The organism is Methanofollis ethanolicus, from assembly GCF_001571385.1.
GTDB lineage: Archaea > Halobacteriota > Methanomicrobia > Methanomicrobiales > Methanofollaceae > Methanofollis > Methanofollis ethanolicus.
On sequence record NZ_BCNW01000001.1, the window covers coordinates 1,569,505 to 1,591,106 of the forward strand.

Consider the following 21,602-nt stretch of genomic DNA (forward strand, 5'->3'; position numbering starts at 1 on the left):
CTGGTCGTCACAGAATGTACACGAAGAGCACGATCGAGGCGAGAAGGAAGACGACGGTATGCTTCAGTCCGGCGAGGATGTTGTTCGCGCTCAGCTGGCCCGCCATGATCCCCGAGAACCCCCCGATGATGATCCCCACCCTGAACATGTCCTGCAGGTTTCCGGTTATGTCGAAGGTGACATCCATCTCCCGGAAACTTGCCACGAATGCATCGTTCAACTGATACGAGCAATAGAGATAAATCCCGAACGAGAGGTATATGACCGCGAGATACACGAACGATACGTTGAAACGCTTCAGTTTCATCTTCAGATAGTGCTCCAGGTCCCCGATGGCGATTGTCAGGATGTCCCTGAGGTGATCCGTGATCTCGCTTGCCTTTACAATGAGCGAGACGGCACGTTTGACGGAGACAAGACCGATCCTCTCCTCCATGCGTATAAGTGCGCTTGAAGTACTGTATCCCCACTTCATCTCATCGGAAGCGATCTTCAGTTCGGATGAGAGAACTCCGATCTTTGAGGTGGACACCATATCGATCGCGCTCTGGAGCGTCATTCCGACATCTTTCATATCAGCAATATCGCGGAGAAACTCGGGCATCTGCGCTTCTACTCTGTTCATGTAGATCTTGCGGGATTCGTAGGCAAGGATAACCGGGATCGTAAGGGCGATGACGAAGAGGCAGATGAACATCTCGAGCGGAAACGCGGGGAAGAGGTCCGCAAGGCCTCCGCTCAGGTACTGCCACGCGACGATCAGGGAGAGGAGCATGCCGATGAAGAGTCCTATCTGGTAGTCGGAGATGTAAAACCGGAATGGATGTCTCAGGATCTCCCTGGCTTTCAGCCACTTTTTCCGTGTCTCGAGGTTTTTTACAAAATCCGGGTTATATTCATCCTCTGTTCTTTTTTCGATGATCTCGTCGGTAAACTCCGACTCTCGGACTTCGCGGTGCGAGATCGTCAGGGTGTCGCTCGGCAGCAGGTAGTAGAGTATCACGATCAGGGCGATTGCCCCGAGGGGAAGGCCGATGTACATCAGCGGCATGATGCCTCCCATCTGCCCTCTTCCTGAGAGGTTCTGTGCGACCAGCATGATAATGATCGCAATTGGTCCTGCAACGAAGGCCGTTACGTAGACTTCGGCAATCATCTCCATGATCTGGAGGGTCGTTTCGAGCTCCTGCCGGGCGATTTCACGGTACCTGTCCGAACGTGAGTCGAAGAAATCTTTCAGGTTTCCTCCGGTTTTGAAGACCAGGGCGAGGTCGTTGAGAAGGTCGGCGAAATTTTCGGAGGGTGTGATCTTTTGCAGGTTTTTCATTGCCGTCAGGAGGTCTTCGCCGAAAACTTCGACGTCGCGGACGATCATCCCGCATTCGTGCGAGACCTCGCCGTAGAGGTCTTCCGCCTCGAAGACACTCTTGAAGAGGGAGTAGAGAGTGACGTTCGTTGAGAGCGCTTCCATGTACGTGACTGCGTAGGGCAGGTCCATATCGATGCGTGTCCTCCTGCCTGCTGCTACCAGCGCGGGGTAATAGAGGAGCGCAAGGAAGACGACGACGACGAGCACGACAAAGATCAGAACCTGCGATACGATGCCGGGAAGGAACGGCAGGAAATCGACCGGGATATCGAAGACCAGGAAGAAGAGTTGCAGCAGCAGGTACCCGAATGCACACAGCAGCGTGATGACGATACAGAATTGAAGGTATATCTCGGAATTTATGGGAATCTGCGCTCCCGATAACGATTTCTTGAGTCTCTCACTGTCCAGCAGGGGATCTATGAACGAGTTAATCTGCATGGTACGTCGACTTCCTTAATTTGTTAATGAAATGCGAGATCGTATCGATGTCGTAGATCTTCCCGTTGACCATCCGCTGGAGAAGCTGTTTTCTGGTCTCTATCTGGGCCTGCAGTTCCTCCGCGCTCCACCCATTGGTGTAGGCGATATGCTCGAGGGTTCTTGACCGATCATAGGCCCTGTGGAACCCATCCGTCTGCAGGTTCCACTCATACAGCGGGTTCCAGTGAATGTCGCCTCCTTCCAGGTACATCTCGTTGAGTGAGAGGCATCGCCTGAATCCGATGCCCGCCCTGTATTGTAGTCCCTGGATCAGCATCAGATCGAGGGCGCCGAACATCACTGTCGGGACATTGATGGGGTCGTGGGTGAGCCTGTTGATCGCCTCTCGTACCCCTCCTGCGTGCAGGGTGGAGAAGGTGGTATGGCCCGTGTTCATGGCCTGGAAGAGGGTTTGCGCTTCTTCGCCTCTCACTTCTCCCACGATGATGAACTCGGGCCGCTGCCGGAGGGAAGCCTTCAGGAGGGTGAACATATCCACGTCGCCGGCATCGAAGTTTTTACCACCTTCACGGGTCTTTAGGGGGAGCCAGTTCTTGTGGGGGAGCTGGATCTCGCGCGTATCTTCGATGGAGACGATCTTGGCTATCGACGGGATGAAGAACGAGACCGCGTTCATCGTGGACGTCTTTCCGCTGGCCGTTCCCCCGACGATGATCATGCTCTTGCTGTTCTCCACACAGAGCCAGATGACGGCCATCAACTCCGCGCTGTAGGTGTTCAGCGTGATGAGGTCGACGGGCGTCATCGGGTCGGCCTTGAACTTCCGTATCGTAAACGAGCTTCCTTTCGACGATACGACGTCGCTGTAGGTAATCTGTGCTCTTGAACCCCCAGGAAGCGCTGCATCTATTAGGGGAGTCGTAAGTGACATCTGTTTGTTGGCCTTCTGGGCGATCTTCAGGGCATACTTATTCAACTCATCGTCCTCGAACTGGATGTTCGTGGCGAGGTTTGCATAGTTGCGGTGATAGACGAAGATCGGTACGCCCTTGCCGTTACAGGTGATATCTTCGATATTCTGATCGTGCATGAGGGGGTCGAGCTTCCCGAACCCGGCGAAGTTGCGCCGGAGGAAATAAATGAGGATACCTATCCGTTCATCGTCGATTTCGGGGTCGAACGACTTGATGATCTCCTTGATCCTGCCTTCATCGAACGTGGCGGTATTTTTGCTGGTCGATGAGGTGTAGATCAGCACATTCCTCAACTCCTCGTACGTCTCTTCCAGCAGGATGAACTCTTTATCGGATACCCTGGGCTCGACGACGACATATTCGAGATCCATATCCCGGTTTTTCACGATCTTTGCATATGCAAATGGGGGAACGAGCCAGTATCTCTCGATCACCCATTTTTCTTCTTCGGGATCGAGGGGCGGGAGTGGGTGCTCGTCCCATCGCTGGTCGTCGCCGGGAATGATCGTATCCGCAGGGTCGGCCCTGTACTTCTTTTTCGATCCCTGCCTGAAGGAATCCCAGGTGTATTTCCCGGACGATTTACGGAGGTGTTGCTTCAGTTTTTCGAAGATTCCTCCCTTCTCTGCTGCCGTTCCGGTATCGGGTGATGGTGCCGGGCGCTCCTCTCCACCTGCCGTCTCTCCTCCGGTGTGCTTTCCCACGGAGGTCTCCGAAATATTCCCGGTAATGTCCGCCTCATGGTCGTATGCATCGGATGCCATCAGTCCTCCTCTCCTCCTGCGGGGCCTTTCGGTCGAGGTGAACGATAATGCCGGGTTTCTGTTCTCCCGGCCCGGTGGTGTCTCTCCCCTCTCCGCGGCCTAACGGAGATCATAGCAGCAGCCCTCCCTTTCCGTGCATCTGGATAGATACTACGGCCTCGCAGTTTCTCACGAAGGTTACGATGTAGAAGGTGCCGGTTTCGTAGAACGTGTGATAGTTGACGGTATCCTGCCCCGACGTATGGCCGTATGCGAACTCGTCGACGAGCATCGCGGAGCCGGTCTCTTCATCCACCTTATAGACGGCAAATCGCATATCCGAGAACGAGGAGAGCCCTTCGATGTCGTTATCCGGCGGGTTTTTGGGGACGGCTTCGTACCGTATCCGCCACGCTTCGGTCGGCGAGATGTAGATCTCGTTTGACTTCGTGTAGAGCGGCTGGTTTTCGATGACCTCGTAGTTCATGACGTCGAGATACCACGTTCTATCATAGAAGTTCACTTTCGTGTCGTACCAGACGTCCTGCCAGTACGCGTCCTCGCTGATGCGGTTTACTCTCCCGACCTCGTCGACCATGCCCGTGGGGACCCGGATGCCCAGTCGCCCGGAGAGGCTTTCGCGCAGTTCCGGCCCGGCATCAGTCTTCAGCGGGGAGGGTGTTCGCAGCGAGGCTGTCAGCGATGCATCGATGAGGTCGTCGCGGCTGATTGCTATGTTGTTTCCGGCATCGATGAGAGTCGTTACGATCACGGGTTCCACTTTCGCGAGTTCACCTGGGACCTCCCCTGGCAGGGCGGTCGCATTCAGGGCATCTATGTAGATGAACGATTCTGTGGTGACCCAGGATGCGTTCTCCATCCTGTAGAAGATGGGTGTCATCCCTGCGGGAGGCACGAATCCTTCAGGGTAGGCGATCGTCCGGGCGGGTATGTCCCAGGCGGCTTCCCCGGCGGCGACCGTCCGGCCGTCTGCATAACCTACGGTCGTGTTTCCCGTGAAGTACCCCGACTCCGGTTCAGGGAACGAAACGTCCGGGAGGCTGCAGGTTCTGCTCTGCGGGTAGCAGGTCACGGTGCCGATCTCAGTGTGGTGCAAGGCCGTGTAGGTCCTCCCATCTATCGTGTCGTCACACCTGATGCCGACGGCAGGGTATTCCCAGATCAGGTGGCCCCTGTCGTACTGTTCCGGGAAGACCAGGAACGCTACCGGATACCCCATGGCTTTCAGGACGGAGGCTGCAAGAATGTTGATGTCGTCCCTATCCCCTGTTCCTTCCCAGAGCGTCTCGACCGGGTGGCGGTAGTGGCCGTCGGGAGGGGTGTTGACAAACTCGCCGGGCCCGTACTGCTGCACGCATGCAACCGTGTTTCTGATGGTGTCGTAGTCCCCCCACCCGTTCTCCACCGACTGTTCCAGGATATAGCCTGCTATTCCGTCGACCAGTCCGCCGTCGCCGTCCGTCGCTACAGACTGCGCGACGAGGTCGCCGGTCGTCATGTTGGAGGTGATGCTTGCGTTTTTTGACCTGAACATGTTGTATGTGGCGTTTTTGACGGTGCAGGCATAGACGAACTGCCGGTCGCGATATGTCCAGTTGAGCGTGAGCGTTCTTTCATCGGAATTTTTGGCGCCTGTCCGCGACGGGGATGGTGTTGGCGACGTACTTCTGATGTCTGTGGAGTCCCCGTCGCTGTCGGCTCCGGGCACGGTGGGGGTGCTTCCCTCTTCGAGAACCCCCATTACCCTGAGCCCGATGAGGGCACTGACGATGACGATCCCGATGATGATTGCAATGGTGAGCCGGGTCAGGAGGGTCTGGTCGATTGTGTGAACCATCTCTTCACCTCCGTGCTGCGTACAGTAGCGTACAGAAGATCGCGAGTGCCGAGAAGACGGAGAATATGGTCTCATATCCCATGGCCTGGCCTGACGACGGTGTCGTTGCTGTCGCGGAGGGGGTCGGTACGTACATTGTTGCCGTTGGCGTGACCCACACAGGATTTGCGGGAGTTACAGGGTTTGAGTTGAATTCTTCTCCCGTGACCGGGCTCGCCAGACCGTGCTCCTTTCTGTAGCCCTCTTCGTGGAGGGTGAAGAGGATCTCCTTCTTGTACTTGATGTCCTCGCATTTGATGACGGCGACGTAATCACCGGCTGTCATCTGTGCGGATCTCTCGGCAGGGATCGTGAAAGAGACCTTTCGCGATGCTGCGCCCGTCGCCGTTTTTGCAGGGACCGCCGATGCGCTGTAGATCCTGTTGGTGCTCTGGGTCTTCCCGGCGTAATACATGTCGGCGGTGTAGAGGGCAAGGGAGACGCTGTCTCCCGGCAGGTCGATCTGGTTGTACGGGTAATATACGGTGCATTCAAGGTTCGTTGTTCCCGTTATCGGTATCGCCTCACCGACCTCATAGTCCTGGATGGGACCGACGTCCACCACCGATTTTTCGACGGTAAAGGTCTGGGTAACAAGGCTATCGTCGACGAGGGAGGACGCAATCGCGTTCTTCAGCGCGCTGACGGCATCCGCCGATTGCAGCGCGGAGATGTCGACGCTCTCTCCGCTGGATATAATCAGGGTCGTTAAGTCGCCGCTGTAGGTATCCCCCTGTATTGGCCGGACATTGAATGTCTGGTCGTTCATGGGGTGCTGGTATACCACGGTGTACTCTCCCCTGCTCAGGTTCGCCGAGAAACTGCGTGGAAGGTTCAGGCCCGAATACCCCGGGTAGTCTCCCTTATCTGCAAGTGCGTTCAGCTGTTCTGGTGTTGCATCCTTGTCCACCTTGGGCAGAGGGAACTCCTGGATCCCTGTGTACCGGAGGTTGCTGCCGAAGATGTAATACCGGATTTTACCGGTGTATGAGCTCTTTGCCGGGCTGCCGCGCGCCGTCCAGAGCGAGACGATGTGATCGCCCTGTGCAAAGAACCCGGGCGCTTCCTGCGGGAACATGACGTTTATCGAGGGCTGGTTGAGATCGACCTCCCGGTAATCCTTCACGTCCGTCTCGATCAGTGCCCTGCTGGCGTAGCCGGTCGGATTTACGGTGGCGAAGATGGTGTAGGTTCCGTCGGTAAGCCCGGTATTTCCGGTATTCCACCTGTACTCAAATTCTGTCTGGCCTTTAGAGATGTGAACGGATTCAAATGTGCTGTTGTCGCCGTCTATCGCCCCTATCTGCGGGTTCGATGGCTTTACACCGTTTGAATCCAGGTTGGGCCCGGTGATGTAAAAGTAGACGTCCATCTCGTCCGCTGCGGCTGCCCCGAGCCTGCCGGTAACGGGTATCGTGTCCCCCAGACAGTAGTATTCGTCGTTGCTCAACTTGGAGGCGTCGAGCACGATCTCTTTTGTTGAACCGCCTGGCTCCACCATGACCTGCACCGTTGTGAAGGTGGACGGGTTGCGGGTTTCGTAGATCTTTGGGTAGTATGAGCGCGTGGTGTGGCTGGAGTCGCCGCCGGTGGCAGGGATATACAGGGGCACGCGGACCGTTCCGCTCCAGTCCGGGTGGACGGTCGCGTTGTACTTGCTGACGTAGATGTCATAGTTGCCGGTGGCCGGAAGTTCGGGTTTTCCGTCCATGGTATCTTCGATCACGATGGTGTAGTATGTGTACGGCTTTCCCGTGATGGTCAGCGTCGTGGTCTGGTCCGCATTGACGACCGAGGGTGATGCCGAGGCCGCGAGGGTGTAGCGGACGACGTCGAACCGGTAATCTTTCGTATAAAAGGCATCGTTTCCGTTGTATGCCGTGAACGTCATCACGTAGGTTCCTTCCTCCGGGTTTGGGTTCTGGTCTGCGATGCTGAATGCAAGGATGTTGTTGTCGTCCGACGGGTCGCCGGTGAGTCCGGCGAGCGATACGGTGTTGCCTGCCATGTTGGTGACGGTGCTGATCGGGACGCCGCCCGGGGTTCTGAGTTCGTACTCGTACCACGGGTTGACGAAGTTGCCGTTGTTGAGGTTTGTCGTGTCCAGTTTGAACTGGACGTTCATGGTGGCGGGGATGACTGCAGGCGTCCGCGTATCGGTTTTCTTCGGGTCGACGTCCGTCCCGAGCGCGGTCCCGGCGCGCACCTCTATGGTACCTGTGGGCTGGGATACGGTGCAGATGGCGGACCCCCACGTGCCGTTGTAGAGTTTGAACGGCCGGTCGAGGTATGCGGATGCGACGTTCACCCGACCTGTTAAAATTGCGCCGTCATTCAGTGTCTGCATCGCAAGGGCGGACCCCCCGTCGTCGCAGGCCAGATAGAGGGGCGGCAAGAGGGGGGACGAGGGCTGAAGCGTCGAAAAGTTGAGTCCCCGCTCCCCGTTAAATACGGTATCTCCTGGGTGTATCCCCGCGTTAGACCCCTCGGGCGAGTCGTACCGGGCAGCCACGGGAGCTGCGACCGCACTGATGATGAGGTACGCCAGAACGAGAATACCGAGGGTTTTCAGTGTTTGTGGGTTGCTGATCCTGATCTGCATAACTGCTCCACGACCTACTTATAATCAGCATTGGGGAATGTACTAAATAATATTTGTTTTTTAGCAATTCGATTTACTGTTCGGTCGTGATGCGCTCGTTTGGGCCGCGTGGGCCCGGGGATGGCCGGAAGGATCCGGGCAGCGGGCTTTGGGGGTACGGGGGCCTTTTACTGCGCCGAAACGCCGGGCGACGCATGCGCGGGAGGCTGGGTGGTGCGCCCGTATATAGACGACCTCCCGGCAACGCGTGTGGGGGAGGTCGTCGGTCGTGCCGGATTTTGCGGGGGCTGTACCCGTGTACGGCAATGCCGGTCGGGCAGACCCGGTATTTTCAAAAAAATGGCAGTGTGGTGTTTCGAAATATTTATCTGGTGCGGCAAGTATACATATGTTCCATCTTAAATCAAATTAATTTGTTAATTTTCAAACTTATTTGTTAAACGACGATGCACCTGAAGGTGGGATCTGGTATGAAAGAAAAGCAGAGCAGTTTGAATTCGGAGGCGGTCTCCCCCGTTATCGGCGTGATGCTGATGCTTGTGGTGACGATCATCGTCGCCGCCGCGGTGTCGGCGTTCGCGGGAGGGTTTGCCGACGATCAAAAAGAGACGCCGGTTGCACAGATCGACGTGCAGCTGAAGACCGAAGGGTCATACCCGAAGCTGGTGTTCACGCATCTCGGCGGCGACGCGCTGGATACAGGCGATCTGAAGATCATCACGTACTTTCATGGATACGGAAAGTGCGGCGCCCACGAACTGAGTAAAGAGGTACTTCCTGTCCGCAAGCACACGACCGACGGTTCGCTCGACCCGATGGTCCCGGCGAACAACTACGATGCGGCCGATTACAATGCGGGCACGGGATCGTTCATTTCAAACAACGGCTATCCCTGCACGGTATCGAACGGGAAACCGGTCAAGTACTGGGGCAACTCGACGATGATGCCGGGCGACGTCTACACGACGATCGATAAGGCGTCGCTCGAGAGCGTCATTACCGTACGGAGCGTCGGCGACGACCTGATCGAGGTGGAGATCATCCACATCCCGAGCGGGAAGACGATCTTCAGCGGGGAGGTGATCTATTGATGAACTGTTCATTTCGGGAGAACGAGAGCGGCGTATCGCCGGTCATCGGAGTCATGCTGATGCTTGTAGTGACGATAATCATTGCGGCCGTCGTATCGGCATTTGCGGGAGGTCTCACCGACTCATCGACGGATGTCCCGGTGGCCGCGTTTGAGTTCAAGGTATACAAACAGTTTATTTCTGCAAGCTACAATCCGGGTGCAAGTGATAGGGTCGTGGCGATCATGAAGAGCGGAGAGGCGATCGACACGCAACATTTGAAGATCGTCTCCTACTACAAGGACGACGACGGAAACATTATCTCCCATGAATTCACTGAGTCACAGATCGGTGCGCAATTCTTCGCCAAGGGATCTGTCGGGACGGACACATATTTCGGCAAACCCGGCACGTACTGGCATACGGGAGACAAATTTTTTGGCCTCCCGAGCACTCTTTTCGGGGTAACGCCCGACAGGGGTGACACTATCGAGATCAACGTGGTGCATAAACCGACGAACACGGTGATATGGTCGGCCGAGGTGACGGTCATATGAAAATAAAAGAAGAGGAGGCGGTATCGCCGGTCATCGGGGTGATGCTGATGATTGTGGTGACCGTCATCATCGCAGCTGTTGTCTCCGCGTTTGCCGGCGGTTATTCAGATGACGACCGAAAGGCGCCGACCGCAGTCATCTCCTGTAAGGCAATAGGGGATGGCCTCCTGTTCACCCACGAATCGGGGGACTTCATCGATCTGGTCGACGTCATCGTTGTCCTGACAAACGGGGAAGATACAAGGAGATTTTATTATGCCCCCTATACTGATGCTCGCGCTATGGTGAAGGTCAGTCCCGTGCGATCACTGACGACTGACCTGCAGATCACTACGGGCAACCAGTTCTACCTTCCTGCGGACAATGACGGCACCGGCGTTGCCGGCGGCTATCTCGGGTGGGATGATCCCGCGTTCTACCTGACAACCGACGAGATCGGGACGTATACGATCATCGACCGGGAGAGCAATCAGATCATATCGACAGGCATGATCAGTATCTAAATCAACGATTCAAGGTGAAAAAATGAGGGAAATGGAGAGAAATGAAGATGCGGTCTCGCCGGTCATCGGCGTCATGCTGATGATCGTCGTGACCGTGATCATCGCTGCCATCGTTTCGGGCTTTGCCAGCGGCATGGGAGACACCCAGAAAGCGGCACCGGCGGCGGCGATACAGTGCAGTATCGTGAAAGCGGATGTGGACAATGTGGTGATGACCTTAAAGCACGTCTCGGGAGATTCGCTCAAGACGGCCGACCTGAGGTTCTACGTCAGCTATGTGGACTCAGCTGGCACTCCGGTCCAGAAGAGGACGCAGGGTGTTTCGGCGGCAGGGTTTACCAACTCGCGGGGAGAGACGGTAAGCGCAAAGATCCCGTACCTGACCGACGTGAAGGTAGGGGACGTGGGAGACGACGCCACGAACTACGGCAACTTCATCTGGAACCCCGGGCAGATTCTCACAACCGGCAACGCGGCGGGTTTCAAGGCGATAACCGGGCTTGATGCGTCTGGTGTCAAGATCGGGGACATTCTCAGTATAAAGATCGTGGACACAACCTCCCAGAAGGCGGTATTTGACCAGGATGTGAGGGTACAATGAAGAGAATTGCCATGATGAACGAAGATGCGGTATCGCCCGTTATCGGGGTGATGCTGATGATCGTCGTGACCGTCATCATCGCAGCGGTCGTATCCGGGTATGCAGGGGGAATGACCTCTTCGGAGAGCAAGGTGCCGAATGCGGCGTTCACCATCCACCCGAATCTCAACGGCAACGGCACGATCGCGTTCCATCAGACCGGCGGCGACGAACTGATGCTCAACGAGATCCTCGTCCAGCTCGAATACAACGACAGGAGCATCATCCTCTCGAACCTCGACAATATGACTGGTTATTCCGATCTTGAATACCTCTCCGAGATGGGCGGCGACGCGGACGGTTTCATCACCGGCGGCGACCGGCTCGTCCTGACCTGCGACAGAAACGATGCTACAAACAAGGCATTTGTATTCAAGCCCGCCGATGCGGCGGCGAACTTCACAATCCCGTACTACGGCCACATCAGGTACATGATCCTTGATAAGGAGAGTGCGAAGGCGATCCAGACGGGGGAGTTCGTGCTGAAGTAGACGGGCCTTTTCCGGTTATTCTTTAATCGGGATTTCGATCTTTCAGGAGGATGATCAGATGAAAAAGACAAAGGGCAATCACGAAACAGAGGCGGTCTCGCCGGTCGTCGGGGTGATGCTGATGATCGTGGTGACCGTCATCATCGCGGCGGTGGTCTCCGGGTTTGCCGGGGACATGGGGCTCGACAAGAAGACCGGGCCGGATGTTGTGCTATCGGGACCGGTGCTTGATTTCGATTCGAGCGCAACACCGGGAGAATTGATTGATATTAAAACGTATGCAAAGTATGATAATTATCCAAATCGGCCAGAGGTGTGGTTGCGGGATGCTAGCTACGTAGTACGCCTGCCATCAACGGTGACCGACCAGCACGGACTGACCTTCACTCATCGGGGAGGGGATCCGATCGACCTCAAAGATCTCCAGATGGAATTCAGCACGGGAGACCTGGGTATTATGGTCGACTATGACTCAACGAGGGTACAGGTGCAGCAGACGGAGCCGTTTGAACCAAAGTATAAAGTAGGGGATACATTCGACTCACCGCGGGGCCCCCGGACCGTCACACGTATGACGATCACCTATCGCGATCGCCCCGATGATGCGGCACCCACGCTGGATGAGCTGATGGAGCAACTGAAGAACTGCCCGCACTCTGGCTACTTCGTCAAGATAAGTCCCGAGACGCCGGATGACACGATCATACGCACGGGAGACCAGTTCAAGATATACACAGACGACACAACGGGAGACAACTGGGCGATTGCATGCACGAACCACGGCCATTCCGAGAGTATGGGTATTGAATCCGGTACGGGCGTCAAGTGGACTCTTTCCCACAAGCCGTCCGGACAGATTCTTGCACAGGGAGACCTTAACTTCCCGGATGCAGAGGGAGGGGGATATCCTATCTAGCGATGCCTCATGCACCCGCCGTTCCGGCGGGTGCACCTCCCCGGTCTTTTCAAACTCCTGCCGTACCGGCAGTCGTTCCCCGCGCGGCGATATGCGATGTCCCGTAGGAGCGGAACTTGAGCACCGGAGGTGCGGGTGCAGGGTAAAAGCCATTTCCTCCTTCTAACCTCTGCTGCAGCCCATCGAAGTGCGCCAAAGGTTCGCAAACTATTTTGAGACCGACCTCTCTACGTGGTCGTCCCACGATTATAAGGACTCTTGGATAATACTAAGAGATGTGGCTCTCTGGAAAATTGACGATTGTCTCCGGGCAATTGTCCAGAACTACATCCCGCTCACAAAGTCGCACATCGGCCGACCGCGGTGTGACCTCCGCGGCCCACGGAAAATCTCCGATTTTCCTGGCAGGAGAACGTCTCTGCGTTCTCCAGGTGTTCGACGGCATCCTGTACGTCCTGGCCACCGAACGCATCCGGCACGACGTTCCGGCGAAATACGGTACGAAATCGGCGGTTCACCGGTATCACCTTGAACCCCGCGAGAAGGGAGTGTCCCAGGCGATCATCCTCGACCTGCTCCGATCAGCATTGCACCGAGACTCTGTTCGGTTAAAGCGGAGAATCAGCTACCTCAAAGCAATTGTAGCCCTCGCCCATAAAATGCTCCGGTTGCTCTGATATCTCCGGGTCAACCTTAGATTCTATGGGGGTCTCATCGCCCGGAGAAGGTGGCTGGTGATCTTTTTAAGACAAAAACCCGCGACGGTGCGAATGGAACTCGATCTTACGTGATCACGAGACCCGGACGACAGTGAATTCAAAGGAATGGCGGGGTGGGTAACCCCCCTGCCCACATTTACATGGGGAGGGGGATGACTCCTGACTCCGCCATCCCCCTTCCGTGAAGCCTGCATGTTCAGCTGAATATGCAGAGATCACCTTCATGATCGACGGTGTAAACTTCATCCCATGCAATGGCCGCGGTCGCTCCTCCTGCCGGATAACTCCAGCTTGTACCACCATTATAGGCATCATAGAGCGCATACGTGGTGTTATAGCAGTACGAGGGATAATTGTTATTGCCCGTTTCCCTTCCGGCAAAGACGACCGGTTCTCCATCCGCATCTTCGTCTGCGATGGCTACCGAGCATGTCCATCCGCCCATATTAGCATTGAGACGACTCCAGAGCAGGTTCAGGTTTGAAGAACTGTAACACCTGACACCGGGAGTCGCGCTTCCATAGATTCCGCCGTTCCACCCGCCGGATACATAGACGCGGTCGCGTGCTTTATCGATGGACGGTGTGGCATCGGTACGCTCGATGGACTGGCTGGTGACGGACGACCCGTCTTTGCTGATCTTATACAATTTCCCGTTGCTCCCGAAACTGTACGATGCAACAAAGATACAGTCGTCATCGACCGACACGGAACCGCAGAACGATTCGGAATCCCCTACGCCATAACTCCAGTCTTCCGTGCCTGCGGCAACATCCACCTTGTACAGGTAACCTGTGTGCTGGGTGACATTATCATAGCCCCATCCCGTGACGTAGATCTTTCCTTCGTCACCCTCGGTCGGGTCGAATGCCGGCGTTGCCTGGGAATTTGTCATATCATAGTCCCACGTATCCGCGTTGTTGAAGACCCACTTCATGGTGCCGTTGTTCTTGTAAAGGCAGTAGTAATTGCCGCCCCAGTCACTGCAGAAGACGTAATCGTCGGTGACCGTCGGTCCGCCGTTGCAGTTGTCATGATACATCGTAAAGGTCCACATCAACTGACCATCCGAAACCCGTACGCAGATCGTCTTGTTGTCGGACGATGCATACGCATATGTTCCGTCGGTTGCCGCCGAGGACCAGGAGTTGGAATAATAACCGGAAGATATATTCGTACGTGGCAGATCCTGAACCCAGTCGACGGACAGCTGACCATTGTACCAGTCGATGCAGGTCAGGTTGACCTTCGTAAGTCCTTCCGGTTCCTCGAACCCGGCGTATCCGGTCATCACAAGTATCTTCTTATGCCCTGAGGCATCTTTAAAGACCACGGGGTTTATTGTACCTATGACATCGATACCCAGGCTGCTGGTGGAGTTCACCACAGAACAATCGGCCGGGATGTTATCACACGGAGAATACCCTGTGTTTGCCGCATCATGCATAAACTGCGGCCAGTCTTCGGAACTGAGAGATCTCACAGCAGTCCTGGTGACCACGGGAGCAGCTTCCGCGTTGCAGACAGTGGTTCCACCATCGGGTGATGTCTCCAGAGACAATTTTTCTGGACTGTTGAACGACATGAACTGCGGATTGTCCGAATAGTCTCCTGCCGCTACCGCCGGCGCGAAGAGCGCCAGCACCATGAACGCTGCCAGTACCGGCAGCAATGTGTTTTTCATAGTGTTTTTCCTCCATACTACGTGTTCCGGCATGCTGGTCCGGGTGGGAGCGGGTGCAGTTCCCGGCGTATCCGGAGATGCGCCGCGGACTTGAGGGGCGTGCGATGCGGCCAACCACCCCGCCGGGCCGTCCATACCGGCATCTTGGTTCGGGAGGACCGCTTGGACGTTAGTGGGTGTCTCGGGAGAGCGATGCCGTGCCGGCGCATGGACAAATTTTATTGTTATATATCAAATTATTTTAAGTTTATGATCTCTGCCGGCCGCTGCTCCGAGACCGGTAACGGAAAGAAAATGCTCCCCGGTGCGGCTGTCGGTCGCCCGGAACGGACCACCAATTTCCCCTCGCCGTATTCAGCACTGCCCGGAACACCACGCCGCAATGGCAGTTACCACACCCGGAACGGGTCGTCCCCACCGTTTCGGTCCATGTCATCTGCCCGGTGACGCACCCGGAGGGATCGGTGCCCCCCTACGATCTCCTGCGCCCTTGGCGATACCGGGCGGAAGAGTTCCGGAGGGCGTTCAACCCGGCGCCGGCGTGGCCGCCGCGCTCTGAGGGATGATCTGAGGGTTCCATCGGCCTGCGGATCCGATCCTGATTTATCTTGCGGGGGTGAAGGGGCGGAGTGGGAAGACCATGGCCAACAGGTGCGGGGATGAACGCTCTGCTACCCTTCTGATATTCTACTGGCGATATCTTTTTCTTGTTTATGGGTAAGTCTTTGTTGTCATGTTGCAAGAACGGAGCAATCGAACCCTCGCTCGCTGTAGGGCAGGAACTGCTCAAACCGGATAATCTACGCCTATGGATACCTTTAAGGCCTCTTCCGGGGCAAAGTCCTTGAAGCAGGAAGCCACGCCCTTAGGACGGGGTAGTTCACATGATCGTGAAATGTTAAACAGGGAAGCGCCATGACAGATGCCGGAACCGACCGTCTGTACCTCTATCTCTTCGTGCTTTTTGCCGTGCTGCTGCTCCTTGATGTTGTCACCACGACCCGGATCCTGCTTATGGGGGGGATGGAGCTGAATCCACTGATGGGGAGTGTTGTATATTCCGTTCCCCTGCACATCGGGGTGAAGGCTCTCTTTTTTGGTGCGATGGTCCTGTGGGCGAGGTGGTGGGATGTACGGATCCTTCATGCCAGGATCATGGTTCTCATGCTTCTCTGTGCATGGTTCACGTTCGTGGTCGTCCATAATCTTGGTTCCCTTGTCCCTCACCTACCGGGGTGACGGCGTTAAGGACGGATGACCTGTGATATAATGGGTGCCCGCACGTCCGGCGAGGTAATTTTCCAGGAAAAACTCCCCAAAAAAAGGCAGCAGTTAGATCCTCCCCGGAAGATCCGATATTGCAGTCTGTGGTCGGGTAATGTCCTGCACTTTCAGGTGGGCCGTGGAAAGCAGCGCACCGGGGTGGAGCGGCGTCGAACGTGGGGCGCCTCTGGGCATCTCCTCCCGGCGTGATTGTTACCTCCGTGCCTTTCATCACCCGGTACTGGAAACCGGTATTTTACCCGAACTTATCGGCCTGTTCGACCTGGTATCGACGATCCGGTACGTGATGTAGTCGTTCATGCGGACGGAAAATCTTTCGTCGGCATCTTCGTTCTGCCAATATATGCCCTCATCATCGCAGTCGTCGGCATAAAGAACAAACCTGTCTCCAGCGGTTATTGTGCTCTTGTCTTCTCCGTAATTCTTGAGGTAATGCGTCAGTCTGCTCCCGGTCTCATCAAATCCCGTCGGTTGATCCGCGTTTGTGATGCGGGTCGTCATTTTTGCTGAATCACGCCGTCCGAGTGTTATCACGACGGCATTCAGATCGACCGGATCGCCGCTTATGTGGTCAAACAATATATATGCGCAGGAATTGTCCCTGTCCATGTACAGATCGGAAGCGACGATATTTGCAGATATTGCATCCGTTTTTGTATCCGGCGAAAATCCGCCTGCAAATACAGTCACAACGCAGGCAACAATGAGCGTGATCGTAAGTATGAGCATGACCCCGAAGACTTCGGATATGCCACCGTCGCGTGAGTTTAATCCCTTCATCCTGCCTACGCCTCCTCGAGCACAAAGTCTTTCTGAAGGATGATATTCCCGCTTGGGGTATGGACGATTGTTATCTCGACCGGTGTGTCGGATGCTATGAATTTCTCCAGATCCTCTTCTGACACACCCAGAAACTCTGCAGTTGCTGCTTTATTGCCGGTGCCTGCAATCATCCCCGGTCTCCAGACGGCCTCCCCGAACTCCATATCTTGAACAATCCCCTTCTGTGCATCGTAGACGAATGGAACCCGCACCCCGGGCGTGATGCCGGACGAACGAGGGGACTTGTCCGATTGCACGTGTTTCGTGACGGTACCGTCCTCATCCCTGATCCAGGTGGTGACCTTCAGATCTTCGGAACGGATGGGATCCCCGCTGAGATGTTCGAAAATGATGTTGAAATCGCCTCCGGATCCGTCGCAGTACACAAGCAGGCTTGCTTGGGGTGTTTTCTCAAACTGCGTGGACGCTCCGCTTACGAATGACGACACGACTGCTGCAATAATGATTGTTATCGCGAGCATCAGCATGACGCCGATAACCGGGGATACGGCATCTTCCCATCTGCTGTTCATACTGGTCCTCAACATGCATGCATATCCTGGTGCTCCGTGATCAAAACCCAGATAAATTCTATTTGTTAATAATCAATTTAAGTTTTGCCCTGGGATCAATGTATTTATCAAAGGGAAGGTGACGCTGAAATGAGATGGATGGGTATCGTTCGCTACAACTCCGGGCGGATTGCCCGTTTGATGTAACTCACACCGTTGCCTGCGGACAGGCTCCGCGCTGGGAGCAGATCGGCGACTGGTGGTATGGAGTTGTCGGCGACTCCGTGATCAAGACGCGGCAGACCGGAGATCAGGTCTGTTTTTCAGGCTGTTCCGAAAAATTCTTCGAGAATTACTTTTCCTGGGACTACAATCTCCTGGGCTTCTATGACGCCTTTGCCGGGGACCAGTACCTCAGTCAGGCAATCCGGGAAAATCATGGCTTGAGAATTATCCATCAGGACCCCTGGGAATGCGTCTGTTTTCAACTGTCGATAAATAAAGCGCGTGTTGTCCCCGGGGTGGATAGTTTCACCCGGATCTCCCGGAAATTGGGCGATAAAATCGAACTTGACGGCCGTACTTTTTATACGTTTCCGGATGCCGGGACGATTGTTGAAAGGGGCCTTCCCGCGCTGAAATCATGTAATCTCGGCTACAAAGCGGAGAATATCTTCCTTGCCGCAAAAAAAGTCGTTGACAACCCGTTGTGGGCGCAGGAGGTCGCGCATATGGATGTGGAAGATGCAAGATCTCTCTTAACGGAATTTAAGGGGGTCAAACCGCTTGTTGCCGAATGGATCCTGCTTTTCGCATTCGGACGATATGAATTGTTTCCTGTCGATTCGCATATCCGGGATATTATTCGGAGACTGTATCTCTCACATGTCCACTTCGGCAGGGCACCGTATGCGAAGATGGATAAATTCATCCAGGAATACGCGAGTAACCATTTCGGTGAATATTCCGGGTACGTACTGGAATATCTCTTTGCGTCACGTCACTCTCTGTGAGCGTTTGCACGGCCTTATGATGTCTAGCCCCCGGGTTGGCCGTGCCGCACACGGGCGAGGTACAATCCCCCGTCGCATGAAAAGGGCCCCGTACCTGCCCGGGCGATGCGCGCCGCGGCTCATCCTGCCTGAATACGCCGCCGCCGCATTGTAAAATTTAATTGATAATTATCAAATATACCAAATGCAAACAACAATCTATTCATGAATGCAAAGGATCATCATCTTGATGAATCTGCAGTGTCCCCGGTCATCGGCGAGATGCTGATGATCGTGCTTGCCCTGCTGCTGGTCTCCCTTTTTTCTCTGACGCTGCTCGATTTCCTTCCCTCTGAGAGAAGTCCCTGGGTGGATATCACGATGAACAATTCCTGTGAGAACGTTACGTTGTGGCACAAAGGAGGGGACTGGATTAAGAGATCCGATCTCCAGGTCGTTATCATAAAGGATAAACGGACCTACTCCATACCATCATCTGACGATTCGTTTAAACTGGTTGACCTGAATGGCAACCCATCGGATAGCAATTCGTTCGATATCGGGGATAGAATTAATGTTCAACCTGGCGACATCACGTTTAAGGGCGGTGAGATTGTCCGCCTGGTGAGCAAAAGGGGCGTCGTATTTTCGGGAGTGACTGCCCCTCCCCCGGAGGCGGGAGGCGGTTAAGGTTTTTCAGCCTCGTGCCGTGTTGCATAACCCCATCTTGTGCTCTCTCCTCTCCCTTTTTCTCCACCACTTTGCCTATTATGCCCAGGATTTCAGAAAATCCGGCTCTGTAGAGTTGAGCATGAACGCCGGGTTCACGCATACCCCATGAAAATTGTTCTGGGGAATGAGCTGATCGACGTGCCTTCCTCTACGCTCGCGCCGGGGACTACCTCGAAGACCTTCGGTCTTCTCGTTGCCCCCGGATCCCCGCAGTGCGATAGGGTCAGGAAGGCAGAGGGCCCATTGGTCTAAAGGTGGGTCTGCCTTCTGCATCCCCGGCATGAGGGATCGGTAAGATCACATCCTCATGCAAACCAGGAGAGACGTTCTCCGGGATCATTTTCATGGAGGTCGTCTCCAAACTGATCCGAACCTTCATTCACGCCGATGAAAGGACTCACATTCGGTTCTGAAAAATCCAGTTCTGGCGTCTTGTCCGGGGGGTTTCACTCGAAAATCGGCTCTGTAGAAACCCTTCCGTCGAGTGCTCGCTCCTGAAGGGAAAGATCAATAAAATCGTTGCTCCTTGTGTAAGTGACAAAACAAACTGCAAGGAGCAGTACTCAGTGTCAACGAATGGCTATATCAATCTTCTTGAAGTGGCTCTCAACGTCATCAAAAACGCCCATATTCCTCTCGATTCCTGTAAATACTCCCGGAGAACCTATACTCAACCTCAACTGATGTCTCTCATCATCTTTCGGGAGATCATCAGAGAGGACTACCGCGATACGGTCCAACTCGTCGATCTAATGGACAGAATCAAAGAAATTCTCCGCTGGATCAGGTTCCGCACTACACGACCCTCCACAAATTTAGCCAGAGGGTACCATCAATAATCTTCACCAGAATCCTCAAGAAAACTCTGGAGATATTTTATTCACGAGGAGATATTATCCCCATAACAGCGATTGATTCATCGGGGTTCACCAGTTCGTACGCAAGTCAGTATTATTCCTGGAGGACGGGAAAAACGCGGAAAAACTTCCTGAATACCTCGATTGCAGTTGATACGGCAAAGCAGATCATCATTTCATTCATCAATGTACCAGAACAAGAAAAACAGAATGTTACTGCATGGATCGAGGATACGACTCCGAAACACTCCACCAAAAGATCAGAGAAGAGATAGGAGCGGATTCTCTTATCCCTGTCAGAAAATGGAAGGAAAAGATTTACTCCAGACACTATCGACAGGAGATGTTCGACGAGTTCGATCGAGAGAAATATCATCAGAGAAATAAGGTCGAAACGGCCTTCTCAGTTCTCAAAAGAAGATTCGGAGAGAGTCTGAAGGCGAGAAAGTATTACTCACAGGTCAAGGAGATCAAGATCAAAATCATACTCCACAACATCACCAAGGCGATCCAAAAAAGGATCATTGGTCTGGTGATCGAGGAATTCTACAGAGCCCGAAAATCAGAGATTTTCTCAAGGTCGCTATCGCTCCCTCCCCCCGATCCCCCCCTCATTGCGATAGGGGGTGGATGGCAATCTCCTTCATCAGGATCTCTGGTCTCTCTTCCCCGACCCTATCCTGTTTCGGGGGTCAGGGGGCGTCAGTCCCCCGGCAGAGAGGTAGGGGAAGGCGGGGGTTTCGCATGATTCTTCAGGGAATTTGGGAAGATATCGACCCGATCATGATATTCTCTCCCGATCCCTGCATGCAGAGATGGGGGGGTGAACGAGAGTTTTGGGATGACCTCATGGTAAACCTTTGCGGGAAAGTACTTCCTGAAGCGATAGGGAGAAAAGTTCTATTCAGACGTGCCTGGTCGGGGGGTTGCCGCCCCCCTGTCCCCCTGCCGTGAGGATAGGGAGGTGGAGGGAAGACCCCTCTTCAAAATGCACGTTTGCCCCTTTGAGGCCCAATCCTCGCGCGGGGGCCGGGGGGCAAAAGTCCCCCGGCCAGACCGTGAGAAAGGCAATGGATCCGCGTACCTCTTCATGGGATCAGGGGATCCATTGATCCAGGTACAAGGGTTTCTACAGAGCCCTTTTTCCATTAAACTCGAAATCATGTCGCTTGTGGGAGGCGTGGCCGAAGACGTGTGAGCACTCCCGTAGATAGGACGCTCTCGGAGGGGATTTTCGAAAATTATACCCGAATAGAAAATTTTTAGGGCGAGATTTTTCACTCCCTTATCATGTACCACTACAGTGTAGGGAGTCATCTCCTTGCATAATTCAGATCGAAAGAGGTGGATACATGACAGAAACAGAAGAACTCGTGACTCATATGAAAGCAGAACTGGAACATGTGCATGACGACATAGAGCATGTCGGAAGAGATCTCGAAGAACTCACCGCACATATCAAGAATCTCGACGAACACCTTCACCACCTCCGCGATGAGACAGAGGAGGGGATTATCGAATAAACGCGCATCATAACGTGTTTCGATCAGACCTGATCGGAGGGGGGATCTGTCCTCCATGCGATTGAGGCCAGAAGTATCGAGAACACAGATCCTCTTTGGGGGAACGTCCTTGAACGATTTGTTCCGTGTTTGAAACAGGAATTATTTGAAACATACCCTCTTCAGAGACTCCAGAATTTTTCCTTTTTCAATACACGTATCTTTTCCTGCGACAGATTCAAGCGTCTTGAAGTGTCTTTTTCCGGCCCTGCGAAAACTTTCCCGTGCCCAT

Annotated in this window: 18 protein-coding genes and 1 pseudogene; 12 read left to right on the top strand and 7 right to left on the bottom strand. The window is 54.5% G+C overall.

Annotated elements, in window-relative coordinates:
• Positions 1–7 precede the first annotated feature (7 nt).
• The 4 genes from MEFOE_RS07750 to MEFOE_RS07765 form a co-directional block, all read right to left on the bottom strand.
• Positions 8–1,810 (bottom strand): type II secretion system F family protein, encoded by a 1,803-nt coding sequence (locus MEFOE_RS07750; protein WP_067050612.1) that lies wholly within the window; start codon positions 1,808–1,810, stop codon positions 8–10.
• A complete protein-coding gene (locus MEFOE_RS07755; RefSeq protein ID WP_083523383.1) occupies positions 1,800–3,551 on the bottom strand; it encodes a type II/IV secretion system ATPase subunit in 1,752 nt (583 codons plus the stop codon). The genes MEFOE_RS07750 and MEFOE_RS07755 overlap by 11 nt, the downstream gene beginning before the upstream one ends.
• 109 nt (positions 3,552–3,660) lie before the next feature.
• A complete protein-coding gene (locus tag MEFOE_RS07760; protein WP_067050616.1) occupies positions 3,661–5,388 on the bottom strand; it encodes a hypothetical protein in 1,728 nt (575 codons plus the stop codon).
• 4 nt (positions 5,389–5,392) lie between these two features.
• Positions 5,393–7,774 (bottom strand): hypothetical protein, encoded by a 2,382-nt coding sequence (locus MEFOE_RS07765; protein ID WP_153015904.1) that lies wholly within the window; start codon positions 7,772–7,774, stop codon positions 5,393–5,395.
• Positions 7,775–8,499: 725 nt separating this feature from the next.
• On the opposite strand from MEFOE_RS07765, the gene MEFOE_RS14450 reads away from it, so the two are divergent.
• The 7 genes from MEFOE_RS14450 to MEFOE_RS13995 all read left to right on the top strand — a co-directional run bounded on the left by MEFOE_RS14450 (position 8,500) and on the right by MEFOE_RS13995 (position 12,883).
• Entirely contained in the window at positions 8,500–9,120 is a 621-nt protein-coding gene (locus MEFOE_RS14450) for a type IV pilin N-terminal domain-containing protein (RefSeq protein ID WP_235809590.1), read from the top strand.
• Positions 9,120–9,656: a type IV pilin N-terminal domain-containing protein gene (locus tag MEFOE_RS14200; RefSeq protein ID WP_067050626.1), complete on the top strand. Its 537-nt coding sequence runs from the start codon at positions 9,120–9,122 to the stop codon at positions 9,654–9,656. Before MEFOE_RS14450 ends, MEFOE_RS14200 begins: the two co-directional genes overlap by 1 nt.
• On the top strand, positions 9,653–10,159 hold the full coding sequence (locus MEFOE_RS14205; protein ID WP_067050629.1) for a type IV pilin: 507 nt from the start codon (positions 9,653–9,655) through the stop codon (positions 10,157–10,159). Before MEFOE_RS14200 ends, MEFOE_RS14205 begins: the two co-directional genes overlap by 4 nt.
• Before the next feature lie 31 nt (positions 10,160–10,190).
• On the top strand, positions 10,191–10,760 hold the full coding sequence (locus MEFOE_RS07785) for a type IV pilin N-terminal domain-containing protein (protein WP_067050632.1): 570 nt from the start codon (positions 10,191–10,193) through the stop codon (positions 10,758–10,760).
• Positions 10,757–11,290 (top strand): type IV pilin N-terminal domain-containing protein, encoded by a 534-nt coding sequence (locus MEFOE_RS14210; protein ID WP_067050636.1) that lies wholly within the window; start codon positions 10,757–10,759, stop codon positions 11,288–11,290. The genes MEFOE_RS07785 and MEFOE_RS14210 overlap by 4 nt, the downstream gene beginning before the upstream one ends.
• A 58-nt stretch (positions 11,291–11,348) precedes the next feature.
• On the top strand, positions 11,349–12,206 hold the full coding sequence (locus MEFOE_RS14455) for a type IV pilin (protein ID WP_067050639.1): 858 nt from the start codon (positions 11,349–11,351) through the stop codon (positions 12,204–12,206).
• A gap of 431 nt (positions 12,207–12,637) precedes the next feature.
• Positions 12,638–12,883 carry a transposase gene (locus MEFOE_RS13995; protein ID WP_160329512.1) on the top strand — a complete coding sequence of 82 codons (246 nt, stop codon included), beginning with the start codon at positions 12,638–12,640 and terminating at the stop codon, positions 12,881–12,883.
• 238 nt (positions 12,884–13,121) lie between these two features.
• Here MEFOE_RS13995 and MEFOE_RS07805 read toward each other — a convergent pair whose 3' ends face one another.
• Positions 13,122–14,216 carry an outer membrane protein assembly factor BamB family protein gene (locus MEFOE_RS07805; protein WP_160329513.1) on the bottom strand — a complete coding sequence of 365 codons (1,095 nt, stop codon included), beginning with the start codon at positions 14,214–14,216 and terminating at the stop codon, positions 13,122–13,124.
• A gap of 1,308 nt (positions 14,217–15,524) precedes the next feature.
• Here MEFOE_RS07805 and MEFOE_RS07810 point away from each other — a divergent pair.
• A complete protein-coding gene (locus tag MEFOE_RS07810) occupies positions 15,525–15,848 on the top strand; it encodes a DUF5658 family protein (RefSeq protein ID WP_067050649.1) in 324 nt (107 codons plus the stop codon).
• A gap of 255 nt (positions 15,849–16,103) precedes the next feature.
• Here the strand turns inward: MEFOE_RS07810 and MEFOE_RS07815 are convergent, their stop codons facing one another.
• Entirely contained in the window at positions 16,104–16,673 is a 570-nt protein-coding gene (locus MEFOE_RS07815; RefSeq protein WP_083523387.1) for a type IV pilin N-terminal domain-containing protein, read from the bottom strand.
• 5 nt (positions 16,674–16,678) lie between these two features.
• On the bottom strand, positions 16,679–17,248 hold the full coding sequence (locus MEFOE_RS07820; RefSeq protein WP_160329514.1) for a type IV pilin N-terminal domain-containing protein: 570 nt from the start codon (positions 17,246–17,248) through the stop codon (positions 16,679–16,681).
• 134 nt (positions 17,249–17,382) lie between these two features.
• Here MEFOE_RS07820 and MEFOE_RS07825 point away from each other — a divergent pair, with 134 nt between their 5' ends.
• The 4 genes and pseudogenes from MEFOE_RS07825 to MEFOE_RS14110 all read left to right on the top strand — a co-directional run bounded on the left by MEFOE_RS07825 (position 17,383) and on the right by MEFOE_RS14110 (position 21,331).
• On the top strand, positions 17,383–18,240 hold the full coding sequence (locus MEFOE_RS07825; RefSeq protein ID WP_067050658.1) for a DNA-3-methyladenine glycosylase family protein: 858 nt from the start codon (positions 17,383–17,385) through the stop codon (positions 18,238–18,240).
• A gap of 204 nt (positions 18,241–18,444) precedes the next feature.
• Complete coding sequence (locus MEFOE_RS07830) at positions 18,445–18,909, top strand: type IV pilin (protein ID WP_067050661.1); 465 nt, start codon at positions 18,445–18,447, stop codon at positions 18,907–18,909.
• Positions 18,910–19,517: 608 nt separating this feature from the next.
• Positions 19,518–20,364, top strand: a pseudogene (locus tag MEFOE_RS07835) (transposase); the annotation flags it as partial.
• A 796-nt stretch (positions 20,365–21,160) separates the two neighbouring features.
• Entirely contained in the window at positions 21,161–21,331 is a 171-nt protein-coding gene (locus tag MEFOE_RS14110) for a hypothetical protein (protein ID WP_162839750.1), read from the top strand.
• The last annotated feature ends 271 nt before the right edge of the window (positions 21,332–21,602 follow it).